The following is a 14,534-nucleotide window of genomic DNA, read 5'->3' on the forward strand; positions in this document are numbered from 1 at the left end:
CCTGACGGGTTATATGCTTAACGCATGGAAAAATTAGCTGAACTTAAGCGCGCCAAGCGTATTGCGCTCGCGCTGCTGCTGACGGCAGCGGCCACCTTTGTCACCACGCTGTTTCTGCCGCCCGGCTTCTGGGTCAGCGGCGTTAAGGCCATCGCAGAGGCGGCGATGGTCGGCGCGCTGGCGGACTGGTTCGCCGTAGTGGCGCTGTTTCGCCGGGTGCCTATCCCGTTTATCTCGCGCCACACCGCGATTATTCCGCGCAAGAAAGACCGCATCGGCGAAAACCTCGGGCAGTTTGTCCAGGAGAAATTCCTCGATACCGACTCGCTGGTGGCGCTTATCCGTCGCCATGAACCGGCGCAGCTGCTGGGCCAGTGGCTCAGCCAGCCCGCGAACGCGCAGCGCGTGGGCCAGAACCTGGTACAGGTGATGAGCGGCTTTCTGGAGCTGACCGACGACAGCCGCATTCAGGGCCTGTTAAAGCGGGCGGTACATAAGGCGATAGATAAGGTCGACCTCACCCAGACCAGCGCGCTGATGCTGGAGAGCATGACCAAAAACAACCGACATCAGGTGCTGCTGGACGCGCTCATCGGCAGGTTAATTCGTCTGGTACAAAAGCAGAGCACGCGCGACTTTATCGCCCGCCAGATTGTCCACTGGTTACAGACCGAGCATCCGCGCAAGGCGAAAATTCTGCCGACCGAGTGGCTTGGCGAACACAGCGCCGAACTGGTTTCCAGCGCCGTCAATTCGATGCTCGACGACATCAGCCACGATCAGGCGCACCAGCTACGCCTCGCCTTTGACCGCATCACCGTCGAGTTTATTGAAAAACTGAAAAGCGACCCGGAGATGGCCGCCCGCGCCGATGGCATCAAAGCGTACCTGAAAGAGGACGAGGCATTTAACCGCTACCTTGCAGAGCTGTGGGGCGACCTGCGCGGCTGGCTGAAGAACGACATGCAGGCCGAAGATTCCCGCACGCGCCAGCGTATCGCCGATGCAGGACAGTGGTTCGGCGAATCGCTGATGAACGACGACGCCCTGCGCGCCTCGTTCAATGAGCATCTCGAACAGGCCGCCACCAGCGTCGCGCCGGAGTTCGCGACATTCCTCACGCGCCATATCAGCGACACAGTGAAGAGCTGGGACGCGCGCGAGATGTCGCAGCAGATAGAGCTAAACATCGGCAAAGATTTACAGTTTATCCGCATCAACGGCACGCTGGTCGGCGGCACCATCGGGCTGGTGCTGTATTTGCTGTCGCAGATACCGCATCTGCTGTAAGCCTGCTTAGCGCACGAACACCTGACCGATGCGCGGCGATTTCAAAAAGTACGGGAGCCAGCACGTGACGCCGATGACCGCCGTCAGTACGCTGCGGATGCTGGCGTTATCCCAGGCCGCGCCGAACAGACTCACTGGCAGCACGGCGAACCACAGCGCGCTCACCACACCTGCCAGATAGTAGATGACCATCGCGCGGCGCGTCTGGCGTTTACGCTGAAAGAACTGCCAGCTTGCATACGCCGTGATGCCAATAAGCGCAAATAGCAACGCTACCGCGCCTGCGGCATACCACGTAATAATGCCCGAGCGGCTGAAATATTCACTTATCGCGCTGACCAGGTCAAACAGCTCTACCGGCAAAAAAATAAGGCTGAAAATAAGCCCGGCGGCTGGCAGATACAGCAACCCGTTAATTTTACAGGCTTCAGTTTCTTCGCATGCGTGGCATAACCCCGACGCTTTGTTTGGCTCATTTTCATTGCACTGGATACACTTCATTTTCTTTCCCTGTTAATTTCACTTAAATCAAAAAATCGCGACGTAATAATGAGAGACTACGGGTAGCATAACGCAAGCGAAGAGCGTGGCGAAGGGGATTAATGCGTGGATTGGTTAATGGATGGGCATCGTGCCATCATTATTTCTGCGCGTAAGTGATAAGGTAAGGGTTAAGGAAGCAGGATTCAGTAGACGTTCGGCTCTTACCTGTAGTCAATTTGGCTGCTTTTCTGGTGTGAATATTAAATTCAGAAAAAGGATTAGAAATTACTGTAATTGATTATGCGTAGCAATGTATCGCTTGAAATTAAAAGCGCGCAAATTTTAATTTATTCAATCAGTTAAGCCATCAACCATCTGTTCATTGAACGCTTTAACGAAACTCATAATATAACATCAGAATTCAAAGGAATGCATTTCAAACTGATGCCATCTCATCACTTTCTATTTTCAAGATAAGAAAATCAGGAGTATCTTTCTTCGAGACACCAGGACTTGCTCACCGCCATAATAAAACCTCTTTAATTACCCATTTAGAAATAAAAGGCGGCTATTCATACCAGATGAGTATTGAGCATCGAGAGGATCTCTTACATTTAGTTATTTTCATGGTCCGCTACGGTGGTGTTAAAGGAATATTATGCTTCATCGCTATCAGGCAAGATCAATTGACAATCTTCGTTACGAGGATATTCTCCATATTCTTCATCCGAATTCAGCAGCGCATGAGCTTGCCTTTACCGCGCAGCAAAACCGGCTCATCAGCGAGTGGGATCTGCCCTTAGGCTATAGCGAGTTCGTCAATCCCTGTCGACAAATCCATCATCAATATCCGTGGATGGCGTACAGGGATGTGCTTGCCGATATCAAATCCGGTAAGGTCGTTTTGCTGAGAAAAAGTCTCCTCGAAAATACGATTACCGGCGTTCTGACATCCTCCGGAAGCCTGCAACATGACCTTCCTTTGTTTCTTTACTCCCGGCTCAATTACCTGATATCGCATCAGTTAAAACCCGTGACGCCCGCAGCCCCCACAGAACATGCCGAGGTCACAAAAACGATCAATAGCGAAGGTGCAGGCAGGCTTCTGGCCGCAGGTGGTATTTATAACGGTAACAACGAAGGGTTCAGGAAAACCGCAGAGGATCTCGGCGGTCAGGCTCTCGACGGTTATAACCAGGTCATGAGTAACAAAGGGTTACTTATTGCTGCAGCGTCTGTTACCGTCGGGCTGACAATGGGGAAGATGAAATTTACTGAGGTAGAGGATCTTGAGTATTTTGGTGCCAAAGGCATTTCATCAGGCAGACAATTTGATCCTGAACTGGCCGGCGGGCCGATTGAAAATCTGACAACGGATGGCGTGGAAATCACTCATGAGGGGGTTCAAATAGTGGAAAAACATTTGTCACGATTCGCTCCCGATCCAGGTAACGATTTTATGTTGGCCAGATTGAAAAAAATTGCTGACGGTGAATTACCAGCAGAAAAGGTGGATCTGAATTACTATACTCATGAGTGTCGGGAATATCAGCGTTATTGCAATTTAGGTTGGGAAACTGGAAGACCAGCCGATGATGCGAAAGCCTATGATTTATGGAATAATACGCATACGGCTACACTGGAAGATTACAGAATAACTGGTGATGACCTTTATCACCCGGATGCACCATTATGGTAAACAATACTGAATTCAACATCCTGACGCTCTTAGCGTCAAGAGACGATGTGAAATGGACCTGGTATAGTCTTGATCGCGCCATGTCACAGCGAAAAATGGAGGGAGTAGGTAACGTCGCCAGGCTTGTAAGGAATTTACATGCAGCCGGATTAGTCGACATAACACCCTCAACGCCTGCTGGCATGGATTGCTACCATATTTCAGCGAAAGGCATACGCCTTCTAAAAGAAATCCAGAAGCAAAATATTTAACTGCAGTGGCATATGGTTCAGTCCGGACGCACTGAAATGAAATTAAGAAATACGGAAGTTAATGTCCTGAGAGTCATGGCTGAAAAAGACATCGCCTGGACATGGATGATGCTGGATCGCACTCTTGCCATCCGCGGCATTGCAGGGTTTGGCAATGTTGCGAATATAGTTACCCGCCTTGTAAATATGGAAATGGTTGATACGGTGTATGACGAGAGTACCTCAAAGCCTCGTTATCGTGTATCAGGACAAGGTCACCAGTTATTAAGAAAACCCCATGACAGTTGACAATGCCGAGTTAAATATTCTCAGGCTGTTAGCCTCTCAAAAATAAGTCAACTGGACCAGGTATAATCTCGATCGCGCCATGACCCGGCGGAAAATGGAAGGCGTGGGTAATGTCGCCAGTCTCTTAAATGATTTATACCAGGCACAATTTGTCGACATAATACCGGCGAACCCGGCGGGTATGGACTACTATTCTGTTTCAGAAAGCGGCATAAAATATCTTGCAGCGCTTCATCAACAAAACGCAGCGCCAAATAATTAAGTGATGATGGCAGTAACGTTTAATAAAAACGCTTTCTCGTTTTTAATCCCTGCCTGCAGGCCTGGCGCAATCGCATCTCCTTAGATGTAGCGCAACAAATGCGCACCCACCCGGCGGTAGAGTCAGGGACTGAGAAGTCTGAGCAGGACAAGGAAACACATCCGTTAACTCACTCTGAAGGAGAAATGGTATGGATCGTATTATTCAGTCACCCGGTAAATACATTCAGGGCGCAGGCGTGCTCACCCGCATCGGCGACTATTTAAAACCGCTGGCCGAACGCTGGCTGGTCGTCGGCGATAAATTCGTGCTCGGGTTTGCAGAAGAGACGCTGCGCCAGAGTTTTAAACAGGCCGAACTTAACGTCGAAATCGCGCCCTTTGGCGGCGAATGCTCACACAATGAAATCGACCGCCTGCGCAAGCTCGCCGACAACGCCCGCTGTGCCGCCGTGCTCGGCATCGGCGGCGGTAAAACGCTCGATACGGCAAAAGCGCTGGCGCACTTTATGGCGGTGCCGGTCGCTATCGCGCCAACCATCGCCTCTACCGACGCGCCCTGCAGCGCCCTTTCCGTTATCTACACCGACAACGGCGAGTTTGACCGCTACCTGATGCTGCCGCACAACCCCAATATCGTTATCGTCGACACGCAGGTCGTGGCGGGCGCCCCGGCGCGCCTGCTGGCGGCCGGGATTGGCGATGCGCTGGCCACCTGGTTTGAAGCGCGCGCCTGCTCGCGTAGCGGCGCGACCACCATGGCGGGCGGCAAATGCACCCAGGCCGCGCTGACGCTTGCAGAGCTGTGCTACAACACGCTGCTTGAACAGGGAGAAAAAGCGATGCTGGCGGCTGAGCAGCACGTCGTCACCCCGGCGCTCGAACGCATCATCGAGGCCAACACGTACCTCAGCGGCGTCGGCTTTGAAAGCGGTGGCCTCGCGGCGGCGCATGCCATCCACAACGGGCTTACCGCCATTCCGGACGCGCATCATTACTACCACGGCGAGAAAGTCGCCTTCGGCACGCTCACCCAGCTGGTACTGGAAAATGCGCCGTCAGAGGAAATTGAAACGGTTGCCGCGCTGTGCCACAGCGTCGGGCTGCCGATTACGCTCGCGCAGCTCGATATTAAAGAGGATGTGAAAACCAAAATGCGCCTGGTGGCGCAGGCGGCGTGCGCGAAGGGCGAAACCATTCACAATATGCCGGGTGAGGTCTCGCCCGATCAGGTCTATGCCGCGCTGCTGGTCGCCGACCAGTACGGCCAGCGCTTTTTGCAGGAGTGGGAGTAAGCGCGGCGAGTCGTGTTTTGAAGCGTGTTAACTGGAAAATCCCCGCCGCGGCGGGGATTTTTGTGAATTACTTGTGCTGGTTATTTTTATCGGTATTCACAGCACGGTTTTCAGGAAATACGAATGCAGCGTGAATAAGCTTCTGGAAGTCGTATTCTTTGTTATTCAGGCCATAATATACCGTGTAGTTTTTGTTCGCTTTGAAGTGATATCCAAAGACAGGCAAACACTGGTCATCCGCCGGATGAACCGGCTTATCGTTAAATACTTCATAGACGAAATCATTCTGTTCGCTACCAATCTGGACAGACGTAATATAGTCGCCTGGCGTCACCGGGTAGGTAATGCAGATGTTGTTGCCAGAAAGCGTCACCTGCGCAGGCACCTTATCCGGCAGGCGATCGCCTGGGCCAGGGCATCCCGTCAGCAGGAAAAGCGAAAATAACGTTACAGTTTTTCTTATCACTTAATCTCTTCCCGTTACGATTTTGCGATACAACCGCGGTATGTCACGCAGGTTGTCATTTCCGCTATACCGGCCCTGACAGTTTGGCGCATGAAAGCTTATCCATGTATTGATTCCGACAGGGGCATCTATGCCTGAAAGGCGCTGATAAATGGAATAAACATATTTAGCGTTTAATCATACAACCAGCGACCTGCTCTGGCAGAGGCGATTAACATCCCTATGGTGAAATCTGGCACTGGAATGGGTTCAGGTTTCTTAAAAATATTCCATGAGAAAGGTGAATCAGGAAAATAGGTTTTAATCGTAAACCCGGCGCGATCAACGTTAAATGTGGTAAAAAAGGCATCCATTAAATCTTCTATTTCCGCCTCGTCTATTTGCAGATCGGTATCTAAATCCGTTTCCGGCGTTAGCGGAACGTCCTTACCCGTGAAGAGATACGTACCGGCGTAAGGCCGAATAAGGTCGTAGATCTGCTTTTCGAGGTTGTCTACCATATTTTGTCATCTCCTCTGGCGATAGCGTTGTAATCGCGTATCGTACAGAAAACAATTAGTGATACATCTGCCGACAAAATAATAACACCGGGCAAAGGAATCGTCCGGCCAATGAAAGGGGCGATGTTACGAACCATCACCCGGCGCGCTGTCCACGGCGTATAAGTACATGGTCATGTTGTTAATCTGGCTGGCTGGCATGAAAATAGTCGTGGCGCGAAAAGAAAAACACCGCAGTCAGTGACTCTCAATAGTTAGTCAGCCATTGCGCCTATATGAGGTCAACCTGAAGCTACCATTCTCATTCTGCTCCAGTGAGAAGCTCACAGCATACGTCTTCCCCGGCTCAGTAGCGTTCTTTTCTGTTTGATAAAAAGCCGCATACCTGTTGCCAGGATTAAACTCAAAACCAAAGGTGGGAAGGCACTCCCCGTGAGCAACGACGGGCTGCTGCGCATAACGACTAAAAGTTTTATATATCTCCTGCCCGGCCCCGTTGCTTATATGTACAGAAAATATTTTTTCACCCGTACCGGCTGGCGTAGTAATACATACCCGATTGCCGAGCAGTCTGACCTGCGCAGGCTCCTCAACAGGGACAGGATCCATTGGGCCTGGGCAGCCACTTAACAGAAATGCCATTGCAACTAACGTATATTTAGTCATCTTATCCGCGTCCATAAATAATTTTCCTGTAAAGCATTGGCACATCTTTTAAAAGGTCTACTCCCCTGTAATTCCCTAATCGATTTGGCCCTTGATTATCCCGCCAAACTTTCATTCCGTAGGTTAATAAAAACCAGTAGTCTGCGATTATTGCTGCCTGCTGTTCGAGGGTATAGTCCGTAATTTTCTCTTTATCAAGCCTGTACGTATAATCATCAGCCCAGTTAAACGACCCGCGCAATCTAACCCATCTGCCGGTCTGGTGCTGCCAGACATGTCCCATCTCGTGAATAAATATGTGTCTAGAGCCTGGAGTAACCGATACGTCTGAGTAGTCGGCTGCATATTTCTCTTTTCTGAACCACAATTCACCGTTTGGCGTCATTGCAAACCTGGTACTTTGCAACCCAAAAGGTAAATAACTATCGCAATGAATCCATACCCGGCTATACACAATGCTATGCCCAAACACACGCTTCGCCATCGCAATTTCACCAGGCGTCATCAGCCGTAATGATCCTTCAACATCGTTTTGCATCGTCTTGTCCCTGAAACGCAAATATGATTTTGCTTTTATTATTTATCAGACAAGAGAGAGAAGTAACGGGGGGGATATTAATTCATTCAATAAAGAACCATCGCAAAAAGTCGTAATCCCTTATTAATCAAATGAAAAATTCATTCATTAGATAAAATCTGAAGTTTTCATTTTCGGATAATTAATTAAGGGTTGCTTTAATTCAGCTGAAAAACTTATTTAATATGACTCAGGATGGCATCTTTAACGTCTTGATCAAGCAGCTTCCAGCGAAGCAGCAATTCGGCAAGCTCATTATCTTCAGTGTAAAAGTAAGCCAGTGGAACCGCTAAAGCGTCCGCCAGCTTGCGGGCGATTTCGATACTTGCCTGATGAACGCCCTTTTCGTAGCGGTTGATACGTGCACTCGCGACGAACTCATCTATCCCGGCCAGGATGCCAAGCTTCTTCTGAGAAAGGCCCTTCGCTTCACGCGCCGTTTTCAGGCGTTTGCAAAAGACAGATGGGGTATTTGGTTGGTGTCTGGAAATTCAACATTTTGTTAAGCCCGAGTTTCAGACACAAAAAAAGCCGCCTCAGTGGGCAGCTTCTTTTTTCGCAACGCTTTATGGTGCCGAAGGCCGGACTCGAACCGGCACGTATTTCTACGGTTGATTTTGAATCAACTGCGTCTACCGATTTCGCCACTCCGGCACGGAAGGGATGCGGAAAACGTTGCGATTATACCTGTCAGGGCCCGCCATGCAAGCAGCGCTCTTGCGCCGTCCTGTTGAGTGCTGAAAATTTCATCATAGTGCATCGCCCGCTCTCCCGCCCTGCCGCCGCTCTCTCGCTCATAAATTCACCAAAACAATCATTTGCAGGTTTACATCACCTTTCATTTGGTATGTGATCCCGTTACGGGTTCCACTACTTGCGCGGCTCGCCCTCCTCGCTCCCTGACAGGACAAATTATGGATTTTTTCGAGAAAGATCCCACGCCGGAAAACTACTGGCGCGGCGTGATCCTTTTTGGAAACAACTTCGCCACGTACAAATTCGCGCTGGCGCAGGCACTCTGTGAGGTAAAGCGCGAGAACAGCCTCGTAAAGCTTGAAGATCTGGCGCTGCCGTTCAGCGCACATATCTGCGCTCACCTGAAAGAAGCGCCGAAGCAAATCCTCAACGTTAAGCGCCCCGGTCAGTTCATCATTGCCTGTCAGCAGTTTAACGAGCAGGCGATAACTCACGGGCAACTGATTGAAGCCACGGTCCGGCACGGCTTTAACGTGGTGCTCAGCGCCTTTCACAACGTGAGCGGCGGGCCTGTGGCGAAGCCGTTTTTCAGCAACGAACCGCGCGGCCATAAAGCCATCCGCCTGACCGATGACTTTTATCGCCTCACGGAAAGCGCGCAGTTCGCGAATCTCACGCAGGAAACGGACGCGCGCTGGCGGCTGGTCGAAAAAGCCTGGCAGATGAATCTGCCGCCGCAACTGCTGGATGTCCATTACGACGCGGAGCAGGAAACGCTCTTCACCCGCCTGAGCTCATCGCGCATCACGCTGACGAGCTGTCGCAACAGCCTGAACGGCTACCAGAAGGGCCACTGTTTTTACTGCAACGCGCCCATCAGCCTTGAGACGCATGACGCGACGCTTGCCGATGTCGACCACTTCCTGCCGCTCGCGGCACAGCTACCGGGCATTAACCTGAATGGCGTCTGGAATCTGGTGCTCGCCTGTCGCAGCTGTAACCGCGGCGAAAACGGCAAATCCGCCCGCGTCCCGACGCTTACGCTGCTCGCGCGGCTGCACGCCCGTAACGAATACTTTATCAACAGCCGTCTGCCGCTGCATGAGGCAATCATTAACCAGACGGGTAATAATGAACGCCTGCGTAAAACCTTCCTGCAGGACGCCTGGAACGCCGCCTTCGCGAACCGTCTGCAACAGTGGGAGCCCGCGCTGCAACAGGAGCTGATTTTCTGATGACGCAAAACTATTACCAGACGCACTCGCAGGCCTTTTTCGACGGCACCGTCGCGGTCGATATGTCCTCGCTGTATGCCGCCTTCACGCCGCACCTGCCTGCGGGCGCGCGCGTTCTGGACGCGGGCTGCGGCTCCGGGCGCGACGCGCTCGCGTTCCATCGCATGGGCTATGACGTCGACGCGTTCGATGCCTGCCGCGAGCTGGTCGTGCTGGCACGCGCCCACAGCGGCCTGCCGGTAAAGGAGATGACGTTTCACGACGTGGACGCCGTTGAACGCTACGACGGCATCTGGTGCTGCGCGTCGCTGCTGCATCTCTCGCATGATGAACTCCCCGGCGCCATGCAAAAGCTCTCCAATGCTCTCAGGCCCGGCGGCGTCTGGTATCTCTCGTTTAAATATGGCGAGGGCGAGCGCGAACAGCAGGGGCGTCGTTTTACCGATATGAACGAAACCCGCCTGACGGCGCTGCTGGCCGCGTTTCCGGCCCTGTCGCCGCTCGCGCTGTGGGTCACGCAGGATAAACGACCAGAGCGCCGCGAGCAGTGGCTGAATGGGTTGCTTGTAAAGCGTTGAACCCGGTTTCATGCGCAGGTTGTGACGCTATTCACACGTCGGGATCAATGTCTGCGCACGCTAAAAAATATTTCAGGCTTTAAACAGGTTCAGGCGGTTTGGTTAATAACCTGAAAACCGCTAAACGTCATTTTTATCTTTCTATAAAAATCAGCCACAAATAAACAGACATAAAATCATATCTCGCTATATATGATATTTTCTTTATTATTCTTACCCTTTTTAATTATGCCATTGATGCCATCGGCAAAAAGACCTATGGCAAATAGCCTCTTTTATTTTTTTCATCTCATTGAATACTCTTTCTGCTAATAGACTTCCCAACGAGCGCTACTGCATGGAGATTAACAATGAATGTGTTAATGATTGATAAGCAATCGATATTTATTGAAGGAATGGCATCGGTGTTGAAGCAGTTTATTCCAGAAATAACCGTCTGCGGATTAAATAATCCGAATGAGATAGATACGACACTGCGTTATTTTCCGGCCTCGTTGATTTTACTGGACGGTGACGCGGGGAAAAGCGTAAACATTGATCTGCTGGATGATTTAGCGCAGCGCCACCCGGCCATTCCGGTGGTGTTGCTGGTTAATCAGTGCCAGCCAGCGCTGCTGCGGCTGTTTCTGCGTCATCACGTGGCGGCATTCGTGCGGCGCGATTCGCCGCCAGAAGCGATTGTCCAGACGCTGCGCGCCGCCGCGATGGGGATGCTTTGCTTCCCGCAGGAGAGTATATCGCTGCTGGACAGCGGCCCGAGCGCGCTGGCGCGGCTGAGCGAACGCCAGCGTGAAATCCTTAAGCTGCTGGCGGCGGGAGAATCGAACAAGCAGATCAGCCGCCATCTGAATATCAGCGCCGGCACCGTGAAGGCCCATCTGGAATCGATATTCCGCCGCCTTAACGTCACGAATCGCACCCAGGCGGCAATGATGTATTCCGGGGATGAATAACGCTCTGTTGATGTGTTGACTGTCTACACACGATGAGTATTTACCAATGATTAAGGGGCATTATGCGCGGCATAACGCCCCTGTTTATTTACTGCGGATAGCTGGTTAATACGTGCCACTGACCGTTAACATTTTGCATGACGGTGATCGCGGTACGGTTATTGGCAATATTAAACGCGCCGTTATTATTAACCCCCAGGCCCACGTTGGCGGCGCCATTGCCGTTCATCTGAGTATTAATCACAAAGCGGTTCTGATTAAGCGCCTGTCGCGCGCAGAACGCCTGAATATCGGCTCCCACCTGCGCCCACATCGCCTGCGCCGAAAGCCACGCGGATGCGGTCGGTGTCTGCTGGCAGCCCGGTTGACCGCCGTTCACGCGCTGTGCAAGCCAGGCCTGGCCCTGTCCAATATGGCACTGCACCAGATGCCCGCCCGCGTTATCCTGCGCCGCTGCCCAGGCGGCTTCACCCCCCGGCTGCGGAACGTTACACGCGGGGCCATTCAACGCCCAGCTACTGAAAGAAAACGCCATTAACGTGGCGGCAACAGCGCCAGACATTACGCGGTTTTTGGTGATACCTGAAATAAACATATCTCTCTCCTGCACGTAAATAAAAGGGAATGCGAACTCGCAGGGATAAAATAAATTCAGGCGGGCATCAGGAATATTCGCCAGGTGGCAGGAAATTATCGCCGTTTAGCCTGGGCCATTTCCCGGAATAACGCATTGCGCTATTGCGGGAAAATTATGGCGTGGTCTTTTTACGTGGCGAACGTGTCGGAGATTTTTTACGGGCAGGGGTAATCGCTTTTTTAGGTTTTGGCAAAGGCGCTGCGCTTTTACGGCTTATCATTGCGCTCCAGAAATAATACATCGCCACCAGCCCCACCCCCATATCTTTTAAGATCCAGAAAGGCAGCGTCTGCGCCATAATATTTTTATCCAGCAGTAAATAAGGAAGATTTAGCCCGCTCTGGGCCGCAAAGCCAAACGCCGCCACTAATAACCCGAGCCGATACCAGAGCGGGATTAACAGCATTCGGGTGTTCAGCGCGCTGATAAAAATCACAATAGCGACAGTGATATCGATAAGCGTGACGGCCCAGAACAGTAATTTTATCAATGGCATTACGACTCTCCTGATTTCGGGCGTCGGGGCGAGCGCTTGCGCGCAGGCGCGCGTTTCGCCACGCCGCGAGCGACGCGCTTAAGCTCGCCCGCCACCTGCAAAATGTCGTGCCCTTCGCGACGGTTAAAAAAATTGGCAAGCCAGGCGATCATCCCGACGCTCAGCGCGCCGACGAAATACCCGATACCCATCGCGATATCGCTGTCCCGGAAGTTCATGCCGAGCCAGTGCGAAATAAATCCGCCCAGCGTAAACGTCGTGGTGACGCTGATCGCGCCAATAATGATCCCGGCGGCGAGCCGGCCATGCTGATGCAGTTTTTTAGGCTGCCAGAAAAAAGAGACGCTCAGCCCGCCGAACAATCCGGCGAGCGCCGCCAGGCACTGGCTTAACAGCTCATGAATGTTTTGATCCGCCATAGCGACACCTCAGTGAAGCAGCCCCGGAGCAGCGTGCCGGGGCTGCGGCGGTTACTGACAGGGAGGCAGCGCAACCACGCTGGCGTCATTATCGGTCGAGAGATAACGCGTCATATTCTGCGCGCTGTAGATAAGATGCCGACCGCTGCTGATGCCCCGCACGCTGTCGATATCGGCGGTGTACCACTCACCCGGCTCCGGCAGCGTTACGCCCGTGTAGCGATCCCCACCGAGCTGTTTTTTATTGAGCGACCAGACGTTCCACAGCGAATCCTGCGGATTGCCGCTCCAGCCCTGCTGCCGTGCCTGCTCGCGCGTCACATATTCACGGGGCAACACGTCGTCCTTATTCAGCGCGCGTAATAACCCGGTGAGTTTAGCGACATCCTTAACGGGCTTTTTATTTTGCTGCACCAGTTCCTGATTCGCGTTATTTACCACCAGATCGCATTGCGGCAAACTGGCATACCCCGGCAGGATAAATAAGCATGCAGCGAGCCCCATGCCGAGCGGCATGTATTTAAAACGTTTCATGAGTTATTCCTTAAATTAATGGGTCAGAGCGCGGTCCGAAATAAAAGGCGCTCGGCTTCACGGCGACGGCTTAAACCGGCGAGCACATTACCGCCCGCTTTATTCCAGCGTAAAAACTGATCCGCCGCCTCACGATAACTGCCCTGATTCAGCAACCGCAGCAGCGTACTGCTTTGCAGGTTGCCGAGCCCGACGTTAAACGCAAAGCTCACCAGCGCGTCAAATTGATTCTGGTTAAGATCAACCATCACCAGCTTACGAATGCCGCGCTCGGTCATGCCCAAATCCGCGCGCAGCAGATCTTCCGCCTCCTGAAGCGTTAATGCGCGGGTGAAGTTTTCATCCGGTAAAATAAGATGGCCGTAACCGATAGTCCATTTGCCGACCGCGTCCCGATATTTCTCCAGCCGCATTCCTTCAAAGGATTTAATTAATTCCACGCCGGGCACGCCGGTATTAACGGGAATATTAGCCATTGTCATTACTCCTGTCTGTCGGTTTAGGGAGAACCTGATTGGTATATTCTTCAATCAGGCGCATCACGCTTTCAGGCGGCTCCAGTACGGTGAACTGCATTTCAATGTCCACATGGTCGCTGTCGCGCCCGTTGTTATCCCGGCTTTGCGGCGACATGCTGACGTGAAAACGCCCTACCGCATCGTCGGACACGCCTGCCGGCGCGCTTTGCTGTTCAACCGCATCCGTGCGCACCGTCAGGAACACTTTCATCTTTTCGAGCATCAGCCCGCGCGGCGTGGCCAGCGCCACCAGCGGCAGTTTGAAGTGGTGGTTGTCATCAAGCTGCATTTCGATGACTTTCGGCACCAGCCGCCCGTCGTCGCTGTGCTCGAAGAACGGGTCCAGCGCCTGCATATACTGATGGGCGATGAGCTGGTTCGCCGAGGTCGCCGCGTGCTGCATCCCGCGGGTGATATCCGCGAGCGTAACGGGCATACCGCGCGGCGGCGGCCCTGACGGCGGCGGCGTCCCGCTGCCGGGGGGTGGCGAGCCTGACGGCGGCGAGCCCGGCGGCACAGGGTCGGGCGGTGTGATATCCGCGGCGGCACGGCGCTGTACGGGCTCGTCCGGCGGGTCCACCGCTGCCGTACCCTGGGTGGACGCCGTCGTTAACGGCGCCTGCCCGCCGCCCGCCCCCGTTTCCCGGTTGCCGCGTATCCAGTCTTTCAGTGACATAGTGCGCTCCGTGAGA

The 14,534-nt window shown here is 52.8% G+C and carries 20 protein-coding genes, 1 tRNA gene and 1 pseudogene; 8 read left to right on the top strand and 14 right to left on the bottom strand.

The genetic code is table 11. The annotated features are described in order from the left end of the window. Window positions 1-24 precede the first annotated feature (24 nt). Entirely contained in the window at window positions 25-1,290 is a 1,266-nt protein-coding gene (locus tag AFK63_RS15760) for a DUF445 domain-containing protein (RefSeq protein WP_038865248.1), read from the top strand. A 6-nt stretch (window positions 1,291-1,296) separates the two neighbouring features. Here the strand turns inward: AFK63_RS15760 and AFK63_RS15765 are convergent, their stop codons facing one another. Beyond that, window positions 1,297-1,791, bottom strand: coding sequence for a DUF2569 domain-containing protein (locus AFK63_RS15765; RefSeq protein ID WP_038865250.1), 495 nt, complete (start codon window positions 1,789-1,791; stop codon window positions 1,297-1,299). Window positions 1,792-2,431: 640 nt separating this feature from the next. On the opposite strand from AFK63_RS15765, the gene AFK63_RS15770 reads away from it, so the two are divergent. The 4 genes from AFK63_RS15770 to gldA all read left to right on the top strand — a co-directional run bounded on the left by AFK63_RS15770 (window position 2,432) and on the right by gldA (window position 5,567). Next, the gene (locus tag AFK63_RS15770) at window positions 2,432-3,472 is read left to right on the top strand and encodes a hypothetical protein (RefSeq protein ID WP_038865253.1); all 1,041 of its coding nucleotides are present in this window, start codon (window positions 2,432-2,434) and stop codon (window positions 3,470-3,472) included. Next, the gene (locus tag AFK63_RS15775) at window positions 3,466-3,723 is read left to right on the top strand and encodes a hypothetical protein (protein WP_038865255.1); all 258 of its coding nucleotides are present in this window, start codon (window positions 3,466-3,468) and stop codon (window positions 3,721-3,723) included. The genes AFK63_RS15770 and AFK63_RS15775 overlap by 7 nt, the downstream gene beginning before the upstream one ends. A 36-nt stretch (window positions 3,724-3,759) precedes the next feature. After that, on the top strand, window positions 3,760-4,011 hold the full coding sequence (locus tag AFK63_RS20700; RefSeq protein ID WP_071603738.1) for a MarR family transcriptional regulator: 252 nt from the start codon (window positions 3,760-3,762) through the stop codon (window positions 4,009-4,011). Window positions 4,012-4,463: 452 nt separating this feature from the next. Beyond that, entirely contained in the window at window positions 4,464-5,567 is a 1,104-nt protein-coding gene (gldA, locus tag AFK63_RS15780) for a bifunctional L-1,2-propanediol dehydrogenase/glycerol dehydrogenase (protein ID WP_038865257.1), read from the top strand. Between the two features lie 67 nt (window positions 5,568-5,634). Here gldA and AFK63_RS15785 read toward each other — a convergent pair whose 3' ends face one another. The 7 genes and pseudogenes from AFK63_RS15785 to AFK63_RS15805 all read right to left on the bottom strand — a co-directional run bounded on the left by AFK63_RS15785 (window position 5,635) and on the right by AFK63_RS15805 (window position 8,430). Next, window positions 5,635-6,033 carry a putative T6SS immunity periplasmic lipoprotein gene (locus tag AFK63_RS15785; RefSeq protein WP_236613120.1) on the bottom strand — a complete coding sequence of 133 codons (399 nt, stop codon included), beginning with the start codon at window positions 6,031-6,033 and terminating at the stop codon, window positions 5,635-5,637. 173 nt (window positions 6,034-6,206) lie between these two features. Beyond that, window positions 6,207-6,533 (bottom strand): DUF1493 family protein, encoded by a 327-nt coding sequence (locus tag AFK63_RS15790; RefSeq protein ID WP_038865259.1) that lies wholly within the window; start codon window positions 6,531-6,533, stop codon window positions 6,207-6,209. Further along, a pseudogene (locus AFK63_RS21805) lies at window positions 6,527-6,697 on the bottom strand (STM2901 family protein); the annotation flags it as partial. The gene AFK63_RS15790 and the pseudogene AFK63_RS21805, both read right to left, overlap by 7 nt. A gap of 94 nt (window positions 6,698-6,791) precedes the next feature. After that, window positions 6,792-7,214, bottom strand: a complete 423-nt coding sequence (locus tag AFK63_RS15795) for a putative T6SS immunity periplasmic lipoprotein (RefSeq protein WP_038865261.1) — start codon at window positions 7,212-7,214, stop codon at window positions 6,792-6,794. Then, window positions 7,201-7,737 (bottom strand): hypothetical protein, encoded by a 537-nt coding sequence (locus tag AFK63_RS15800; RefSeq protein ID WP_038865263.1) that lies wholly within the window; start codon window positions 7,735-7,737, stop codon window positions 7,201-7,203. Before AFK63_RS15800 ends, AFK63_RS15795 begins: the two co-directional genes overlap by 14 nt. 215 nt (window positions 7,738-7,952) lie before the next feature. After that, entirely contained in the window at window positions 7,953-8,267 is a 315-nt protein-coding gene (locus AFK63_RS20710) for a helix-turn-helix domain-containing protein (protein WP_071603739.1), read from the bottom strand. Between the two features lie 78 nt (window positions 8,268-8,345). After that, window positions 8,346-8,430: transfer RNA gene (locus AFK63_RS15805), tRNA-Leu, on the bottom strand. Window positions 8,431-8,690: 260 nt separating this feature from the next. Between AFK63_RS15805 and AFK63_RS15810 the strand changes: the two genes are divergently transcribed. The 3 genes from AFK63_RS15810 (at window position 8,691) to AFK63_RS15820 (ending at window position 11,238) form a co-directional block, all read left to right on the top strand. Beyond that, window positions 8,691-9,707: an HNH endonuclease domain-containing protein gene (locus AFK63_RS15810; RefSeq protein ID WP_038865264.1), complete on the top strand. Its 1,017-nt coding sequence runs from the start codon at window positions 8,691-8,693 to the stop codon at window positions 9,705-9,707. Beyond that, entirely contained in the window at window positions 9,707-10,285 is a 579-nt protein-coding gene (locus AFK63_RS15815; RefSeq protein ID WP_038865266.1) for a class I SAM-dependent methyltransferase, read from the top strand. Before AFK63_RS15810 ends, AFK63_RS15815 begins: the two co-directional genes overlap by 1 nt. 350 nt (window positions 10,286-10,635) lie before the next feature. Then, window positions 10,636-11,238, top strand: a complete 603-nt coding sequence (locus AFK63_RS15820; RefSeq protein WP_038865267.1) for a response regulator transcription factor — start codon at window positions 10,636-10,638, stop codon at window positions 11,236-11,238. An 88-nt stretch (window positions 11,239-11,326) separates the two neighbouring features. Here AFK63_RS15820 and AFK63_RS15825 read toward each other — a convergent pair whose 3' ends face one another. The 6 genes from AFK63_RS15825 to AFK63_RS15850 all read right to left on the bottom strand — a co-directional run bounded on the left by AFK63_RS15825 (window position 11,327) and on the right by AFK63_RS15850 (window position 14,518). Beyond that, a complete protein-coding gene (locus tag AFK63_RS15825; protein ID WP_038865269.1) occupies window positions 11,327-11,833 on the bottom strand; it encodes an RNase A-like domain-containing protein in 507 nt (168 codons plus the stop codon). Window positions 11,834-11,987: 154 nt separating this feature from the next. Further along, window positions 11,988-12,371, bottom strand: a complete 384-nt coding sequence (locus AFK63_RS15830) for a hypothetical protein (protein ID WP_038865272.1) — start codon at window positions 12,369-12,371, stop codon at window positions 11,988-11,990. After that, on the bottom strand, window positions 12,371-12,790 hold the full coding sequence (locus AFK63_RS15835; RefSeq protein WP_038865274.1) for a hypothetical protein: 420 nt from the start codon (window positions 12,788-12,790) through the stop codon (window positions 12,371-12,373). Before AFK63_RS15835 ends, AFK63_RS15830 begins: the two co-directional genes overlap by 1 nt. Window positions 12,791-12,841: 51 nt before the next feature. Continuing rightward, window positions 12,842-13,324: a ribonuclease gene (locus tag AFK63_RS15840; RefSeq protein ID WP_038865277.1), complete on the bottom strand. Its 483-nt coding sequence runs from the start codon at window positions 13,322-13,324 to the stop codon at window positions 12,842-12,844. Window positions 13,325-13,347: 23 nt separating this feature from the next. Further along, a complete protein-coding gene (locus AFK63_RS15845; protein WP_038865279.1) occupies window positions 13,348-13,800 on the bottom strand; it encodes a lysozyme in 453 nt (150 codons plus the stop codon). Next, window positions 13,793-14,518, bottom strand: coding sequence for a DUF2589 domain-containing protein (locus AFK63_RS15850; RefSeq protein WP_053531584.1), 726 nt, complete (start codon window positions 14,516-14,518; stop codon window positions 13,793-13,795). Before AFK63_RS15850 ends, AFK63_RS15845 begins: the two co-directional genes overlap by 8 nt. Between the last annotated feature and the right edge of the window lie 16 nt (window positions 14,519-14,534).

Source organism: Cronobacter muytjensii ATCC 51329 (assembly GCF_001277195.1).
GTDB lineage: Bacteria > Pseudomonadota > Gammaproteobacteria > Enterobacterales > Enterobacteriaceae > Cronobacter > Cronobacter muytjensii.